The following is a 17810-nucleotide window of genomic DNA, read 5'->3' as shown; positions in this document are numbered from 1 at the left end:
CAACTTCTATTATCCTAGTTCCTATTTTTCCACTTTCACCTCGAGTTCAATATGTTGGTATATTTAGCACTACTGTGTTACCAAAGTCGTGAGCATGACACCATGCTATATCACGATGATTACTGTGATATGGATTACAATAATGTTTGAAATATGGGTTATGATCACCTTAGAATGGAATATGATGATGTTTGGAAGACGTGTGTAAATTATGATGCGGTAATCGCCTGCAGGGAAAATTTTTTCGTGGTCATGTAATCCCTATCAAAGTAAGGCCTATTGTCAAATCTATCAAATATGTATAATGGTTTACAATCTGAGAAATAAGGTTTATCTATACCATGGGAATAAGCATCGTATAGTTGTAAAACTGAATAACAAGTCATAAAAATCCTTAAAAAATGACTATTAGATTATTATAGGATAAAATAATTAATAATTTTATAACATGAAGACTAAATTAGCATATCTGAGATCCTTAATTTGCAATACGTTTTAAAATACGATATTGACAGTGATGCAGCTAAGCAATATATGCTTAGCAAAGTCGCTTCATAGCTAGAAGATTTGTTTATGCCGCATTAATAATTGTAGGCAAACCAGCCGTCGCATAAGTAGCAGATATTGGAGTTCAGAGGTTTTGTTGCAAAAAAATGATAAGACTTCAAAGAGAAATTGTAAGTATGGTTAGATTAATTGTGTTGCTAAAATGAGTTGTGGGTGAAGTTGTCATGTAGATAGCTCTTGCTTATGAAATTTCTTTAAATTAAGAGAAATATAGGATTAGTGAACATTATTCAAATAATGTCCATATGCTCTTAGAAAGGCTTAGGGCACGTATATGCTAAAGCAGCATTATATGTGTGGTAAGTTGTTTAAAACAATCTTTTAGTAAAAAGGTCATAATACATCACAAGGATTGTGATATATGTCATGTAAATTATGACATGAGTTAATAGCATAAGGTGTGTACGTAGGCGTACAAGATGTATGCATTGGAAAAAACTGGTAATGGTAAGTAAGAAGTCATACATTATTGTCTTAGTAAAAAAGCATGAGTATAAATCATAATAGTCTTTAAAAAAATAATATTAAGTTATTATAAGTTAAAATAGTTAATAGTTTAATAATTTTATTCTAAATTTAGAATATCTATCCAATTGACAACAGTATGATTTGAATTTTTTTTGATTTGTATGGTACTTTAATAGGTCATGCCTACTATATTTTCGTTAGTTTCGCATACAATCCACCTTTACTCATTAAAGAGTCATGAGTTCCTACTTCTTCTACTTTCCCATGATTGACTACTATAACCTTGTCAGTTTTGAGTGCGGTTGATAACCTATGTGTAATCATGATTGTTGTTCTGTTTTGCATTAATTTACTCAGTGCCTTTTGTACAAGGTTTTCACTTTTATAATCAAGAGCAGAAGTTGCTTCATCCAGTATCAAAATCTGGGGGTTTTTTAGTATGGCCCTTGCTATTATAATGCGTTGCTTTTGTCCTTCGGAAAGTTTTAATCCTCTTTTTCCTACAAATGTGTCAAATTTATCAGGTAGCTTTTCAATAAACTCCATCGCATAAGCACTAATAGCTGCTTGCCTCACTTCCTCATATTCAGCACCTGGTTTACCATACAGTATATTTTCCATTATTGAACACGAAAATATAATATGATCTTGTGGCACCAAACCAAACAATGATCTAAGGTTACTTAAAGCAATTGATTTAACGTTATACCCATCGATAGTAATACTGCCTTTGCCTGGATCATGAAAACGGAGCAGGAGCTTTAAAATGGTGCTCTTACCACTGCCAGATGGGCCAATGATTGATACCGCTTGGCCTGTCTCTATAGAAAATGATACATTATCTAGCGCTGGCTTATCAGGTTGAGATTCATAAAAAAATGTTACGCCATTAAAGGAAATTCCTTTTTTAACACCACAAATTTTTATAGGATTATCGACATCCATTATAGAGCTTTTCATATTTTTAAATTCAAACAAACGCTCTACTATTCCAAAGCCTCGCTGTAGATCACTGATGTTATCACTCAAATTGTTTACAGTTCCTGCTGCAAGTGCTGAGTAAAACACGAATGAAGATAGTTCTCCAACAGTTATATTATTACTTAAGACTTCTTTAATACCGAAAAACAGCAAAATTACTAGTGAGCCTATCACACACGCGATAACCAAGGTTACTAAAATAGCGCGCAAGAATACTAATTTTACATATGATTTTGACACTGAATCTAGATGCTCCTTAAAACGGATTTTTTCGTTTTCTTCCAATACAAATGATTTTATAGTTACTATAGACCTGAAATTTTCTTCACTAAATGATGCAAGCTCACTTAGCTTATTCTGAGCAAAGCGTGCATAATTGCGCACTTTTTTCCCAAGTGAAGTCATGATAATAAGTAGCATTGGTATTATTGCAGCAGCATATGTAGTTAAATGTAGGTTTGTATATAGTAGCATGGCAACACTACCAATCAAAATTATAAAATTTCGTAATATGGTTAGTAAGCTGCTATTCATTATTGATTGCAGCACAGAGGTATCAGTAATTAGTGCTGAGATGACATCTTGAACACTTGTATTCTCAAAGAAACTTGGTTGCAAATCAGTAATATTTCCATATAAGTCATATCTTATTCTTGCAATAACTTTCTCGCTGCCAATCCCAATGAAATACAATCTAATAAATGCAGTGAGAGAAATGGCTAAAACTATAAATATAGTAACTAATAGCTTAGTGGTAAAGTTGTGCTCTGCACCAGAATCAATTATGTTACTCAAGCCTCTGCCAAAAAGGAGAATCGTTAAAGCTGAAGATAAAACTGCAATAAAAGCTATGATGAAATAATGCAGATTAGGTTTTATGTAATAAAATAATTGCCTGATATTAGATCGCATCTTATTTTGAAGTTTCTGAAGTTAAGTATATGGATTTTGGTTTCAGGAGAAAGAGGAAAGGTATAGTATAAAGGAACTAGTCTGTAGCGTGTTTTTTAAAAAGAAATACGCTCACGAAGATTTAATATGATAGTCTGGTTTCTACTAAAGACAGCATTATGCCAAGTGCAATGCTCGAAGATAAAAAAGAAGAGCCGCCATAGCTAAGTAGCGGCAAAGTTATGCTAGTGGTTAGAACAATGTTCAACGTTACCCCTATGTTTATTATAAATTGTGTAATAAGTTGAATTGAGATATCCAAAATTACCAGCAGATTAAATAGTTCATTTCCTTTATATGCAAAGTAAAGCAAGCGAGCAGAAATGATGCCGAGTAATATCAATGTGGCTAAATACATAGTCAACCCAAACTCCTCTGCTAAAACAGAGAATACAAAATCTGCGTGACAATCAGGGAGAAAGATCCTTACGTTGCCTTCATCAGGCCTAACACCAGTTAACTGACCTTTTTTGAATGCTTCCAATGACTTTATAACTTGAAAATTATCGTGCTGTGCGAATGAGGAGAAAGCTGCGAATCCTTTGCTTTATATGTGGAAAACATAAGTAGGATGTTGTAATTCCAGTTGTGACTATTCCTGCTATACATGAAAAGTATAAAAGTGGTACACATGCAATAAATATTTGACTAATAAAAGAATACACTAAAAGCACAGACATACTGAAATCAGGTTGCAAAAGTACAACGTGAAGACTAGCATGAATATTATAATTGACATGTATACTTTAAACTTTATTTTACTGGCAAAGATACTAACTATAACAACAGAAAAAATGGTCTTACAAACTCAGAAGGTTGAACTGAAATTTTGACGATATGTAACCATCGTTTTGCGCCTTTTGTCTCTATACCAAGTACTAACACGGCTACTATTAAAATAATAAATTAAAGTAAAATTTGCAAATGAGAGATTAAGTATGGTTTTTGTATTGAGAAAAGAAAATGTCACTAAGGTAATCAGCGATAAAACTATATAAACTATGTGGCTCCGTATAAAGTAATCTTGTAGTAAAGAAAGACGCTGTGCAATTACAGGGTTTGCCAAATAGACGAGAATGAAGCTTATAGTTAACAAAAAATTACCGGAAGGATGAGATAGTAATCCAGTGTTCTATACCAAAGTTTAATTATTTACTTTGTTCCAGTATGTAATGCCACTATTCCATAGCTCATATTGTGAAATTTAACTTTCTTAAAGCCCACCTCTTCAATTTCCATTTTGAAGTCAGTCTGAACTGGAAACTCTCTAATGCTCCTTACTAAATACTGATAAGGACTTTCATCTTTAGTAACTATGTTGCCGATTTTAGGAATTACTTTGAGTGAGTATAAGTCATAAAGTTTGGTAAATATCTCATTTTTATAGTGCATAGGAGCAAATTCCAAGCAGATAAATTGTCCATTGGGTTTTAGTACTCTGTGTATCTCACTTAAAGCTTTTTTACGATCGGAAACGTTCCGAATACCAAAAGCTATTGTGCAACAGTCGAACTCAGAGTCTTCAAATGGCAAACTTTCTGCGTTTGCACACACCCAATTAAAATTAAGCTGATTTGAGTTTATGGCTTTATTGCGTCCTCTACTTAGCATGTTTTGATTTATATCACATACTGTAACCTGAACACTCGGCTCTCTTCTTACTATTCTTATTGCTATGTCTCCGGTTCCCCCAGCAACATCTAAAACCTGAGAGTTTTTTGTAAAATGCACGCTATTTACCATCTTATCCTTCCATAGTCTGTGTATTCCTAGGCTTATTATATCATTCATGATGTCATAGCGATACGCCACAGAGTCGAAAACCTTTTTGACCAATTGTGATTTATTCATGCCCTTCTTAACTTTTATTAGATATTATGTAAAGTTGTTGAACCCTTATCATAAAAATACATTCAGTGTTAACCGCTAGAATACCTTCTTAATTTTTAGTCACGTCTTACAATACTATACTTAGTTTTGTACCATTTGTTATAAAATTCAGTACGCCTAAAATTTTTTATTGAAACAGGTAAAAAATTCTTTACAATTAATTCAGATAAATCTTGCTGAACCATTGCACTATAGCTTAAAAAGGGCGTGGAAAGTTAAGAGTTGACGATTATTGTATTATATGTCATGTAAACACTGCAAAATGCGAAGTAATTATTATTACAATAGGATACAGACACATCATTTATAATAAGAAGACTAGAGTATACTTCATAAACATTAGACATATCTTTATATACCCGCTTTTTCTATGTCATTTTTCAACTTAGATGGTTTTGCTAAGCTCAAAAAAAACTTGACCACTATGGCAATTTTATGGAATTCCAAAATGCCACACATGACGCTGGAACCTAGAAAAGAAGAATTAGTTTTGACTATTTGGATGACAAGAGGAACTTTCAAGTCAGGTAGTTAAATTAATGTACTAATAGAAAAAATATATTATAATCAAACTTCTGTAGCTCAGCGAATCATTAAGTGGTAATAGTTCTTTCACAAAAGGTCATCTCTCTTATCATGATATTTTCTGTAGCAATTGTCGATATGGCAACTGACCTGTACTCAGTTGCACTACCAAGCATTGCCAATTATTTTGAAGTAGGAGGCCGTGTAGTACAACTTACAATTAGCTTAAATTTAGTTGGACTTGCAATGTCTGGATTAATTTATGGTCCATTATCGGATCATTATGGTAGACGTCCGGTAATGCTGATTGGTATGACAATTTTTACTTTAGCAAGTATTGCGTGTTATATAGCTGATAATATTGTGCTCTTAATACTCATTCGCTTCATACAAGGGGTAGGAGCTGGGGTTGCAGGCGTTGTTGGATATGCAGCAATAAGGGATATGTACTCGGGTAGTGAATACTCAAGGGTAGTTTCAAAGTTAAATATGATAGTAGCACTTTCACCTGGAATTGCTCCAGTGGTAAGTAGTCATATAATTTCACATGGTTATCACTGGAAATTTTTGTTTTTTATTATATCACTTGCGGCAATTATTATGCTTATCTTTATTTACTTTAAGTTACAAGAGACACTCAATATTAATAAAAATAAGACTAACATAACTAAGATAATCATTGATGTCTCTAAGCAATATATATCAACATTTAGGAATTATCGTTTTCTTGGATTTTCAACTATTCATGGATTAACTTTCATGTGGCTTTGGGCATATATCGTTAACTATCCTTTCATATTTGAATCTATGGGTATTGAGGTGCGACACTTTGGTTATTTTATATCAATCATAGTCATATTTTACATAATCGGAACTTTAATTAACAGAAGATGTGTACAGAAGGTGGGAGTTAGCAGGATGTTAATGATAGGTTTAGTATTACCAATAATATCTGACTGTTCGCTGATATATCTTTACTTAATAGATAAATTAAATATATACACCCTCATAATGTGCTGGGTTCCAAACAATATTGGACTTGCATTGATAATAAGCAACAACGTAACCTCTGCATTAGAAACGATCGAAGGCATAGGGCTTGGTAGTGCAGTTCTCTCATTCTGCAATATGATGTTTGGGGCTACCGGAATATATATAGTGGGAAAATTCTTCTCTTATGGTGTTTTGTCAAATTTACTGCTGACAGTTATATGTTCTACAATCGCAATTCTTATATACGGCTTACTCAAATATGCTGAAGAACACCTGAAGGACTGATGGTAATAGACCTCACCATTATGCTGCACAGTGTATAATAAGATAACTTATTTAGAAGATCTCTTAAACTATCAGTCCAATATCACCGGCATTTTAAATATTTTCCTCCATCCTTGCTCTTTTTATTAGTCGCTACGCAACAGAGTTCTTCTTGCACAATTTATCCAAATTTAATCAAGGTGAGGGATAATCTAAAACAAAGCAAAAATTGTTGTAGATAAAACATAATAAAAAAAATTCTTCTACTTATGTTTTTAATTTTTCTCCTTTGCATTTGATATAAATGCTGAGAACCCGAACATTCTACTATGTAGAATGGTGCTCTTATACTCACAGTATAGGTGGATCAATGATAACAGTGATAACAACTGGTACAACTTTGCTTGCAGTATTCGGCAGAATGTTGTAGCCAGTACTTTTCACATTAGGTGTGTTTACTGCTGTGTTTTTTAGAGTACCTAAGATTGTATCAGTAATAGCACTAAGTATAGAAGACAGCGCTATGCTGCCGTTGTTCACGTATAGGATAAAAACTTAAATAGATGTATAATATGATCCTAAGATATAAAATACAATTTTACAATAAATGGTATAATGATTTAGTAGAAACTATGCGTAATTTATAGGGGCTATGATAAAAATGTAAGATAATAATAGGAACTTGAACTTATGCGGTAGTTTATAGACCTTTGGAGCTATGTTAAAATCATATCAGTGCTTTTACACGCAACTGTACAAACGTTACAATTTACAGGTAATTTATGCAATAAATAGTATTAAGTGTGCTGATTTTACCATGAATATCTCAAATAAAGTTGTGGGAAAAACTCCTGATTCTGAAGGTATTGGTGTTAGTTTTTCTTATTCACTGTGCAGGTATTGTATGGTGCTGTCCACTTGGTCATCATGACGGATTCCTGGAAACATTAAAATCTCATACTCAAAATCTTCTAGCCATACTGCTTGATGCAGTAGAAAAACCTTGCCAGACTCTATAGTAGGAACTAATTTAATGAAATCAAGTGAGCTTATCATTATGTGGCATTATTTCGACAATGGCTAAATCACTGCTTACCTTCAGATCTTGTACTAATTGTTGACCACTTGTTTCTGCTTCAATCAAAATTGCATGTGGCATCCATCTTTCTGCTAAGGACAAAACTAAGTTTTGGATATTCAAATTTTGCACGTTATACATCAAGTAAATAGAATTTTTTACCTACTTTTGCCCAGGTAGTGCGGACGCTAAAGTTGCTAGCGTCGCCTATTAAAACTGCAGTATTCTAGCTTTAAGCTATAGGCAAAGAGATCATCAAGAAAACTTCTATAGCGCTTCCAGCCCACTCTTGTTTAATTATATCACTTAAAAGCGACAGAGGGTTTTTGTTGATATTGTACAGCAAAAGCGTAATTCCCAAGTCAATTTTTATCGTTTCAATCTCTTCTTTTCCTCCATCTAGAAGATATAGCAACTGACCTTCTTCCCTCGAGGGTAATATTACGATGGCGTTATTTTAGCACTTGATGCTGTAATTCAGCTCTTGTAATTATTTGTAGTTACTCTGATTACAGGAATAAGAGAAGGAGACATTGGCTTTTCAATTGAATAGATAGACTCCTTATTTTTAGCTATTGTTGGCAAACAAATTTAATGCAACATATTTTTCGGTTTGGAGAGAAGGTGTCAGGCTAAATCTTCCTGATGTAGCCTATGCATCACAAGCACAATTATTCCTTTTTTCTATTGTTGAGCCTAGTTACTAAAGTCTGATCAAACCAGCTTGTGGCACGCTTTCTAAGCGTTTCGCTTAAAGCTTGAGCGGAACTCAGTTGGTCGTTGACAATAATAAAATCACCTTCTTTGCTGGTTAATGTTCCCCCAACAGACGTTGCAATTTTGTATTCTCTCCGCACTGTTTGAAATTTATACTTAGTATTTTGTTCTATGGATAGTTCTACTTCTAGAAATAGCTTTTTATACCAATCAGACTACATTACGCACCTAGTATCGAGCGAGTGCTTTTCGCTGGGAATAGCTCACAATTATTACTCTTACGCATATGGGCTTCTTCGAGCGTGAAGGCATACTAAATATTATTCGTCTCACTGCACCAGTGCCTGCCGCTTCAAGTCTGTTCGCTATGACTTTTATATATTAGTAATCATTATATTCACATCCCGTACTACCGTTTTGAAAGCATAACTCAATGAGTTTGAGAAAGTTTATATTTTCTATGTTAGTGAGCGTTCTTGCTGTTTATTCCACTCCCCTCTTTTTGTCATTCCAGTGCTCCGACATTGGGATTCAACACACTGGAATGGCAATTCCTCATCATACTCCACAGTATCTTTAGATCTCGCTAAGGAACGACGGTAGTTACAAATATTTAAGAAATTTTTTAAATAGAAAAAAAGGCAAAAAACCCGTTGGTGGCGAGTTATTTATATTAACTTTATAGTTAGCATTTTTTTATTCTAAACGTCCAATCTAGCTCCTTTTAAGTCATAGCTGATCTAAATTTAAACGTTAGAAAAATTACTAAGCAGAAAAAAGGTAAAAAACCCTGTTAGCTAATTATTCACTACCTATCTTTTTAAATTGGCATTTTTTACTGTGTCAAATGCTTTAACAAGCGCATTTCAATTATATTAAGTAAAAACCTGAAAGGTTATAAAGATATACGGTGCACATAGTGCAAAAAATTAAATATGAGGCATCAAGTACATTGAGTCTTTTGTCGTTTAAATCTGTATAGAGAAGATAAATAATTAGCTTCAATGTTACAATAAGGAAGCTGGTGAAGTTTGTTGAGTAGTTTTTTGCATTTCTGTAAGCTACTTAGGTGGCTGGTAGCTATGCAACAAAGCTAGCCTAACTTCTTGATTTTCCTGATCTATTAGAAGGAATCTGGTTTGGATCTGAGAATTCTGTTCTGATATATTTGTCTTTCTCATCAAATAATTCACGGTTTTTTCATCAGTTTGAACTCCCATTTTTCCAGTCTTTCCTTGCTCTGTTGAGGATGATGCGTTAACTTTGTTAATTCTTTTATAATTACTTGGCCATTTTTCCTTCCACCTTTCTAATGCTTCATGTGTTTTTCGGTAATTTAACTCTTCTCCTTCAGGTTCCTGTCCATTACTATGAGAGGCTATTACCTTGGCCACTTTTTTTGGAGACAGCTTTTTTCTAGAGCGTATACAGATTTTGATTTTTCTCTCTACCTTTAATCTTGCCCTTTAACCACTTACGTATAGGGTTATATTGTTTGCCTTCGTTTATATTTGCTAGAATGTTCTCCAAGAATCGTTTTTGCGCTACATCAACTGTGTTAGAACTTATTTCATTTTGTCCATCATCTTGATTTTAGCTCACAGACTTGGTAGAGGTGCTTTCCCCTTGCTCATTGGAAACGTCTTTTTTAGATGGAAGTGAATAGTGCTAAGTAGTAGTAGCAGAGAAGTTCTTCCGTCCTGAGGATTCTCTTCTTGACTGCCGTAACCTGACCCGTCTTCACTATTAGGCCATAATCCAATGTTCTGAGAATTAACCTCTCGATTTATATCAGTAGCTTAAATGCTAATATCTCTATCACCATCACTTTCTGTTGCAACTTCAAATAACAGCTTATTACTGTCCTGATATCGCACTTCATTTTTTATCTCTCTTCCTTTTTTTAATGCATCCTCTAAAGACAAATTCCATAATTTTACGTCTTTGTTACAGCAACATTTATCTTTTTATTTTTGTAGTCACTCAATAATCTCCGTCAATTTCTCCCCATCAGGATAAATGCGTATCTTAATTATATGGGTTTCCCCGTTTACTGGCCAGTTTAGAGTAATTTCATATGAACCATCGGTTACTACATAATGCCTTACTTTTCTCTTGTCTTTCCCTTCTCCTTCCTCAGCAACAAAACCGTGCATTCCGCTCTTCTCATCTCTGTGCAACGTTGAAAATCCAGAGATTCCATTCTTTTGACAAAAATCACTGTTTAAAAATTCGCTAATTTTAAACTCTTTCTTATTGTCCTCCAGCTTAATACTTGCGTGATTACCGTACATTGAAACTTCTTTAACACCATCTTTAATATATTTCCTCCACTCTTCTTTGGCTTTTTCTTAAAGCTCTTATCTATCTCCCTTTATCTTGTTGTATCCTTGAAGAATAACGCTATAAGCTTTATTTTTGTCTTTATCTTCGTCTCAATCCCAGCCGGCGTGTTTTATTAAAAACTTTACTGTACCTAAACCAGCTCTAACGTTGTAAATTTAGGTCATTTTCTCTTTTTATTTTAACCGAATAAAAATGAAAAATTTTGAATGAATTCATGATAGCTGTATTCCTGCTATGTGCTCTTAACTTTCATATTTTTCCTCACTAATAACCCTTCACTTTTTAGCTTTAGCTAGTATTATTATTATGAAAACTGATTAAATTTTTAAAAAAGACAGTTGTATTGTTAATATAACGACACGAACTATACAAGTAACAAGTATGAAAATCAACCCCTTAATATGAGAATAGCTAGCCAGTTTCTAGTTTTGTTTTTGTTGAAAATCGGCTGATTCAACTTCAGATACCTGCTGCTCACAGTGAACACTTCTGGATCTCGAGAAGTCAGTTTGAGTATAGCTAATATGTTGATAAACAACAAAGCAGCGATAGAAATATCGGCAACATCCCATAGCAACTGAACCTTACTTATTGAACCAAGTGGGATAACCGCAGTGAAGATTATAATCCAGATTTTAGTGTATTTATCATTTTGAGATACATAACGTATTGTCTGCTTCGAGCAAAAAAACCAGGTAAAAATAGTAGTAAAAGCAAAACAAAACATTATGGCCATAATTAAATAGTCAATATAAGGCCAATTCATTGCTTTTCTGAAAGCAAATATGCACATGTTAGTACTCTCTAAACCAGTAACCCAAGAATCTGTAACAAGCAGTACCATTGTTGTAATAAATACTATGAATGCAACTATAAAAGGCGATATTATTGTGATTAGACTCTGTTCGATAATAAATTTATTATTATTTTTCTTAGGAATAATTGAAGAGTGTACAATTCCTTCGAGACCAAGCCCTATATCTGTTGCAAAAATACCTCGTAAAGTTCCTACTTGAATAATAGTTAACATTTCTAAAACTAAACCTAAAGATAAACCAAAGTTAAAGCTACTAGTTGTAAAAAAGCTGCTTGTTATTAGCTTTAGAGAAGGAAGAATATTTTCACTAAATTTAAATAATATAATACCGCAAAGTGTGAGGTAACTTATTGTCATTATTGGTATCATAGCTGATATGAAAATTTTGATTTTTTTTAAGCTAAGAGCCGCAACAACAAAAAATATTATGGTCATAATAATTCCACCAGTGACCACAGGTACATTTATCATATCAAGTGGTATTGACAGGGAATTTACCTGAACAAGGTTACCGACGATTATCGAAACCATTATCATAATAACTAGGAATACAACTGTAGCTTTTCTAGAGTTAAATGCATCAACCATATAGGCCATAGGGCCACCTATAAATCGTCCATTCTTTTTCTTTCTGTTCTTTATACTCAGGTAACAAGTGACATATTTTATTACAGAAGTGATAATAACAATTATCGCCATCCACAAAATAGAACCTGGTCCTCCTGTTTTTAGAGCAACAGCAGTTCCTGAAATATTCCCTACTCCTAAATTTCCTCCTAAGATTGTAAATAGGGCAGCTATAGAGGAAAATTTATTTTCCCCTTTCTTAACTCCAATAAGTGAAAGGGCATGTGGTAACCTAAATATCTGTAACCATTTCAATCTAACTGATAGATAAACACCAGCAGTTAGTATTAGTAATATTGTTGGTAGTAATAAAACAAACTTTATTATATCCATCTACGTGCTGAAGGTAAGCATTTTGACTTAGTATACAAACAAAAGTTGAAAATACCTAAGCCTATTTTCTGTGAAAGTTTGCATGATTAACGAAGTTCATTTCTATATCATATGGCTGATCATAAGCTAGATTTCAGCACCACGTACACAATTGCACGAGCATTTTGATTTCAGGAATTCAAGCAGCTCACAGAAATGTAAAGCCCATTTTACAGGCCTTAAGAACCCTTATATGGGGATGTTTTAGACCTAAAATTTATCCTTAATCTTTATTTAAGTGACAAAAGCACATTATTAAACTAGGTGTGTTATGTTTAATTTTTCTTATATAGACACTCCATGTCTTTATAAATTTTTATCTACGTTAGCTGAATCTCGCTTATTAAGTAATGTAATAAGCGCCAAGTTTTTGAGAGAACAGTAAACAACTCACATTGCATTGTTCTTTTTGTCTTTATTTAAGAATTAGTTCAAAAATCAACTAATCTTCTTTTTTTATAAAGAAATTATTTGAAAAACTTCTGCATTACCCTTATCGTGACGTTATGGATATTTATAATTCCAAGGTTGACTACTTACCAAGCATATAAGACATTAATGTCAAGTTCCTACAAGAGATATCACTAGGGTTTCTTTTGCTTTTTTTCCTGCTTGGTGAGTTCCTTAAGCATTTTAGCTAAGACAATTTAGGTTACACCAACATTGCAATTACAAAAGCGATCTCTACTAGTGAGTGTCGTGCAAATTACCTGCAAATTGCAGTGTTGGTATAGATATGAGCTTAATGGTCTACCAAGGGTTATTTAAGCATCAATCCTCAAAAAAAACTGGCGTAGGCTTAGGTAATGTGGTCCTGGACTTATGTACGTGTTGCACAGAAATCTTAAATCGCGTTTCAAGATTTATCTGCTTGTTATGTAAAATTTAATTTGACGGTTGCTTTTGTAATTGTCACAATGACATAAATAATTGCTGGGTAATCATAAATAAGAATAATGTACCTTATTATATAATTGGTACCTCAGCTACTTCAACCCTATTAGTATCAGGAACGTTTGCTATAGCTCCTTATGTTGTTTTTTAGCTTCAGCTGCAGCGTTAAGTGTTGACCCTCTTGCTTATTGTTAGCTGTGCTGTGTTTTTTATTGTAACTATTGCACTTTTATATGCAGCAATTAGTAAGAACAAAGTCATTTCTGAGAAAGATGCTCAACTTGCTGGGAAAGATGCTTTAGTGCAGGCTCGAAAGAAAGGATTTCTGAACAGGAAACTCGTCTTGCTAAAAAGAATACTGAACTTTTTGATAAGCAAGAGCAATCATCTAAAGAAGAGGTCATTTGAACTACCTAGATCACGAAGTTCCTTCTGACAGACAAGGAAAACAAGCTAATGGTTTGGATTTTTTAGGTCTTACGACTTCTAAAAATTTAAATGATTTAGAATATTACTCATATTTTGATGCATAAAGTCAAGATACTGAGGTTTCCAGCATAGAAATCAGCAAACTGAAGAAGGAACTAAAGTTAATGGTTATTTTAATCAAGCAGTGAGCGCAATTAATTGGCTTGCTGGTCAAGCAACAAAAGTTATGCCTTATTTAGCTATGAGTTATTTACCTTACGTTTTTTATAATTATGCTACTACTCCCGTATCAGCATCATTTGATGATGTTAACGTAACTCAATCATTTGTTGTTAACTCTAGCATAACTAAATCCTAAAGCAAAATAAGTAGAGGGCATATTATGTGACCTCTACTCAATCCTCAAAAAAACCGGCGTAGGTTTATGCAATGTAGTGCCTGAACTTACGTACGCGCCACACAGAGATTTTAAATCTCGTTGTTCTTTCGGGATTTGCAACTGGTCAAGTATCACCTCTGCTGGCCTCGGGACAATTGGTTGTAATAGAATACCAATTATCCTGATATATTCCAGTAGTTTGTAGATCACTAGATTCATGCGCTCTCTATCAGTTTTGCTTAGTATCCAAGGCGCGCTTTTATCTATATAAGCATTGGCTTCGGAAGAAATGTTGATAATTAGAAGTATAATGTGGTTAAATTCATACTTTGATAAATGATCCATTACTTGATTGAATATAGCTCTGTAATTTGGAAGGCCTTCCTCACCTTTAAGTAGGCTTTTGTCAACTGTTGGTACAACTCCAAAGCATCGTTTATGTAAAAATGAAATCGTTCTTTGCACTAAATTACCTATATTATTTGCAAGTTCTGAATTTATTCGGCTGATCATGTTCTTCTTACTGAAATTACCATCCTGGCCAAAGCTTGCTTCCCGAAGGAGAAAATAGCGCAGCTGATCAACACCAAACTCTTTAGCCAAGGCAATTGGATCTATGACATTACCGAGAGACTTAGATATTTTTTTCCCCTCGTTTAACCACCAACCATGAACTACAATTTGTTTTGGCAGTGGCAAGTCTGCTGCAAGGAGAATTGCCGGCCAGTATACGGCGTGAAAGCGTAATATGTCTTTGCCAATTACATGAATATTGAAGGAGTTATCAGCTAGATTCGATGTCATTCTAGCGCGTGACGCCGAAATCTGTATTTCCTTCTGGATCCAAGTGTCAGCTACTTGGATGACAGACTGTGATTCTGCCCAAAACTTTTTATATTCTTCATTTTCCGTGTTAGGAAAACCTATTGATGTGAGATAATTAGTTAATGCATCTACCCAAACGTAGATTATGTGTTTGTCATTTCTTGGCACTTTTATCCCCCAGTTAAAACTAATGCGAGAAATTGAAAGGTCAGTCAGTCCTGATTTTACAAACGATATCACTTCATTTTTTCTGCTTTCAGGAAAGATAAAATTTGGCTGATTTTTGTATAGTTCTAGTAATTTATTTTGCCAACTTGATAAACGAAAAAAGTAACTCTCTTCTTTTACCCATTCAACCTCAGCACCTGTTGGTGCTTTGCCATCTATTAGCTCCGATTCCTGATAAAATGCCTCATCGCTGACTGAATACCAACCTGAATAAGAATCCAGATATATTTGTCCCCTCTCTTCAAGCCTATCCCATAAAGCTACAACTGCTTTCTCGTGACGTTCTTCTGTGGTGCGAATAAAATCATCATATTGAAAATCTATGAACTCAGCTAATTTCCTAAATGAAACGCTCACTTTATCTGTAAATTCTTTTGGATGCATTCCCTTTGTTTTAGCTGCTTTTTCGATTTTTTGCCCGTGCTCGTCTGTACCGGTAGTAAATTTAACATTTTTTCCAGCTAGCTTCATAAACCTAGCTGTAACATCACAGATGAGGGAGGTATATGCGTGACCAATGTGCGGTTTGTCGTTTACATAATATATTGGCGTGGTTATATAAAAATTCTCAAATTGCTCCATTATCTAGTACTTAAAGCTTTATCGTACCTATACTAGTGATAAAAATCAATAGACTACCGGATTTCATTGCAAACTCTACGGATTTATGATAGTGAAAAGTGGTTAAGTATATTTAATATAATCTTTATGCTCAACTGATAAGGTAATAGATATAATATGTAATGTAGTAAATTACATTCATGGAATAGGTGGACTACTTTTTTACAATGTAACAATTGGTGCAAATTTGCTTACAATATTTGGAAGAATGCCTTGGTCTGCACTTTTCTCACCTGATATGTTTATTGCTGTATTTTTTGGTGCATCTAAAATTGTAAGAACGATAACAGGAAAAGAGACTTGCTGCTTTTATGAGAAGCAAATGGTGCAGAATGGAAATGTGTTATTGTTCCTCTGGGTATGAATTCGTGGGTCAGGGTGATCATGAAATTTCTGGAGGTGAAGTAAACTGCATTCCTGGATTGGTGTTCAATAATAAGAAAAGATGTGTTGATTCTTCTTTACTACTTTGGAAATAAAGATGGTACTTTTATGAGTAAAATCTAACTATTCATCACACCACAAAGTATATAGTTAACATCCACACCTTTAGTTAAATTCCATTCGCTCTTTATTATGTTATACTCCATACCTGCCATGTCTTGCAGTGTTACATTGCCTTCCCTTAGGTGATTTGCAATCTCTGATGGCTTGAGAAACTTATTCCAATTGTGCGTACCTTTCGGCAGCCAGTTTAATATGTACTCTGCACCAATTATTGCAAGAAAGAAGGATTTAAAAGTTCTATTTATTGTTGATATAAATATCAGTCCCTCTGGTTTTAGCAATTCTATTGCTTTTTTTATGAAAAGCTCTAAATTATCCACATGCTCAACTACTTCCATCAATAGAACTACATCGTATTTTTGGTTATTGCTTAGCTCTTCAATGCTAGTGTGTGTATATTCTATATTCAACCCTACTTTTTTCGCATGTGACTGTGCCACTTTTATGTTTTCTTCACATACATCTATTCCTAAAACGTTAATGCCGACGCGTGCTATTGATTCTGATAAAATACCACCACCACACCCAACATCAAGCAATGATAATTTCTTTAGATCACACTTCTTTAACTCTTTTATCTTCTCGATAATGTAAGATACTCTCACAGGATTCATCATGTGTAATGGCTTGAATTTGCCATTCTCATCCCACCATTCGCCTACCATTTTAGCAAATTTTGACACCTCATCTTCGTTATAAGTTTGTACTTTTTTTCTCTTACTAAAAGAGGCTATATTACTGAGTTTATCAAGGCGTCTTTTGTGTCTGCTTTCTTTTGAAAATTCTGTTTCGAGGAATTGTTTGACTATATCTTTTGCTAATCCACTGGCAGTAAATCTTGCACCAAGGCACAATACATTTGCATTGCCATGTTCGCGGGCTAATTTCGTGATCTCAACACTATTACATAAAACGGCGTGGATCCCTTTAAAGCGATTTGCTACGATACTCATACCCAGACCTGTGCCACAGATTAATATCCCATAATCTGCTTTTTTGTTTATTATATCTTCTGCAATTTTAACAGCATAGTCTGGATAATCTACGCACTTTTGCTCAGCAGTACAACCACGGTCTAGCACTTTGCAACCCAGAGTTTCCAGGTAAGACTTTATTTCTGATTTTAATTCATAACCAGCATGGTCTGAAGCGATTGATATTATATCTGACATATAAGAAATTGATCTTGCATCACTTAAGGACATCTAATATGAGTAATCCATTTTAAGCTTTCTGTCAAGCCACCCAATGCTTCTAATCTTTTTGAAACTCTGAAGCTCAAAATAAATTTTGAGCTAGATGTGCATAAATTCTGTATAATCTTTGTCCTA

At 34.0% G+C, this 17810-nt stretch carries 14 protein-coding genes and 1 pseudogene; 4 read left to right on the top strand and 11 right to left on the bottom strand.

Annotation, left to right across the window (positions count from 1 at the left end):
• Positions 1–1221: 1221 nt before the first annotated feature.
• From WBM_RS01215 to ubiE, 4 genes are all read right to left on the bottom strand, one after another.
• The gene (locus tag WBM_RS01215; protein WP_011256404.1) at positions 1222–2928 is read right to left on the bottom strand and encodes an ABC transporter ATP-binding protein; all 1707 of its coding nucleotides are present in this window, start codon (positions 2926–2928) and stop codon (positions 1222–1224) included.
• Positions 2929–3049: 121 nt separating this feature from the next.
• Positions 3050–3451, bottom strand: a complete 402-nt coding sequence (locus WBM_RS06165; RefSeq protein ID WP_233417517.1) for an FtsW/RodA/SpoVE family cell cycle protein — start codon at positions 3449–3451, stop codon at positions 3050–3052.
• Positions 3452–3744: 293 nt separating this feature from the next.
• Complete coding sequence (locus WBM_RS06160; protein WP_233417516.1) at positions 3745–3852, bottom strand: FtsW/RodA/SpoVE family cell cycle protein; 108 nt, start codon at positions 3850–3852, stop codon at positions 3745–3747.
• Positions 3853–4119: 267 nt separating this feature from the next.
• Positions 4120–4818: a bifunctional demethylmenaquinone methyltransferase/2-methoxy-6-polyprenyl-1,4-benzoquinol methylase UbiE gene (gene ubiE / locus WBM_RS01205; RefSeq protein ID WP_011256403.1), complete on the bottom strand. Its 699-nt coding sequence runs from the start codon at positions 4816–4818 to the stop codon at positions 4120–4122.
• 636 nt (positions 4819–5454) lie between these two features.
• Here ubiE and WBM_RS01200 point away from each other — a divergent pair.
• Positions 5455–6660, top strand: coding sequence for a Bcr/CflA family efflux MFS transporter (locus WBM_RS01200; RefSeq protein ID WP_136132034.1), 1206 nt, complete (start codon positions 5455–5457; stop codon positions 6658–6660).
• 861 nt (positions 6661–7521) lie between these two features.
• On the opposite strand, the pseudogene terL reads toward WBM_RS01200, so the two are convergent.
• The 5 genes and pseudogenes from terL to WBM_RS01165 form a co-directional block, all read right to left on the bottom strand.
• Positions 7522–8887: pseudogene (gene terL, locus WBM_RS06815) on the bottom strand (phage terminase large subunit).
• A gap of 608 nt (positions 8888–9495) precedes the next feature.
• Positions 9496–9828 carry a hypothetical protein gene (locus tag WBM_RS01175; RefSeq protein WP_011256400.1) on the bottom strand — a complete coding sequence of 111 codons (333 nt, stop codon included), beginning with the start codon at positions 9826–9828 and terminating at the stop codon, positions 9496–9498.
• A 405-nt stretch (positions 9829–10233) separates the two neighbouring features.
• A complete protein-coding gene (locus WBM_RS06720) occupies positions 10234–10359 on the bottom strand; it encodes a hypothetical protein (RefSeq protein ID WP_255324096.1) in 126 nt (41 codons plus the stop codon).
• A 54-nt stretch (positions 10360–10413) separates the two neighbouring features.
• Positions 10414–10728, bottom strand: coding sequence for a hypothetical protein (locus tag WBM_RS01170; RefSeq protein ID WP_011256399.1), 315 nt, complete (start codon positions 10726–10728; stop codon positions 10414–10416).
• A 440-nt stretch (positions 10729–11168) separates the two neighbouring features.
• Positions 11169–12557, bottom strand: coding sequence for an alanine/glycine:cation symporter family protein (locus WBM_RS01165; RefSeq protein WP_011256398.1), 1389 nt, complete (start codon positions 12555–12557; stop codon positions 11169–11171).
• Positions 12558–14103: 1546 nt separating this feature from the next.
• Here WBM_RS01165 and WBM_RS05695 point away from each other — a divergent pair.
• A complete protein-coding gene (locus tag WBM_RS05695; RefSeq protein WP_158676322.1) occupies positions 14104–14277 on the top strand; it encodes a hypothetical protein in 174 nt (57 codons plus the stop codon).
• A 33-nt stretch (positions 14278–14310) separates the two neighbouring features.
• On the opposite strand, the gene metG is transcribed toward WBM_RS05695, so the two are convergent.
• Positions 14311–15933, bottom strand: a complete 1623-nt coding sequence (metG, locus tag WBM_RS01155; protein ID WP_011256397.1) for a methionine--tRNA ligase — start codon at positions 15931–15933, stop codon at positions 14311–14313.
• Between the two features lie 145 nt (positions 15934–16078).
• Between metG and WBM_RS06135 the strand changes: the two genes are divergently transcribed.
• Together WBM_RS06135 and WBM_RS05690 are read left to right on the top strand one after the other, a co-directional pair.
• A complete protein-coding gene (locus WBM_RS06135; RefSeq protein ID WP_136132044.1) occupies positions 16079–16336 on the top strand; it encodes a TrbC/VirB2 family protein in 258 nt (85 codons plus the stop codon).
• Positions 16284–16451, top strand: coding sequence for a hypothetical protein (locus WBM_RS05690; RefSeq protein ID WP_158676321.1), 168 nt, complete (start codon positions 16284–16286; stop codon positions 16449–16451). The genes WBM_RS06135 and WBM_RS05690 overlap by 53 nt, the downstream gene beginning before the upstream one ends.
• 24 nt (positions 16452–16475) lie before the next feature.
• Here the strand turns inward: WBM_RS05690 and ubiG are convergent, their stop codons facing one another.
• Positions 16476–17651, bottom strand: a complete 1176-nt coding sequence (gene ubiG, locus WBM_RS01145) for a bifunctional 2-polyprenyl-6-hydroxyphenol methylase/3-demethylubiquinol 3-O-methyltransferase UbiG (RefSeq protein ID WP_041571543.1) — start codon at positions 17649–17651, stop codon at positions 16476–16478.
• Between the last annotated feature and the right edge of the window lie 159 nt (positions 17652–17810).

It is taken from the genome of Wolbachia endosymbiont strain TRS of Brugia malayi (assembly GCF_000008385.1).
Classification (GTDB): domain Bacteria; phylum Pseudomonadota; class Alphaproteobacteria; order Rickettsiales; family Anaplasmataceae; genus Wolbachia.
Note: the sequence above shows the minus strand (reverse complement) of the source record. Positions and strands in the feature narration are given on the sequence as shown.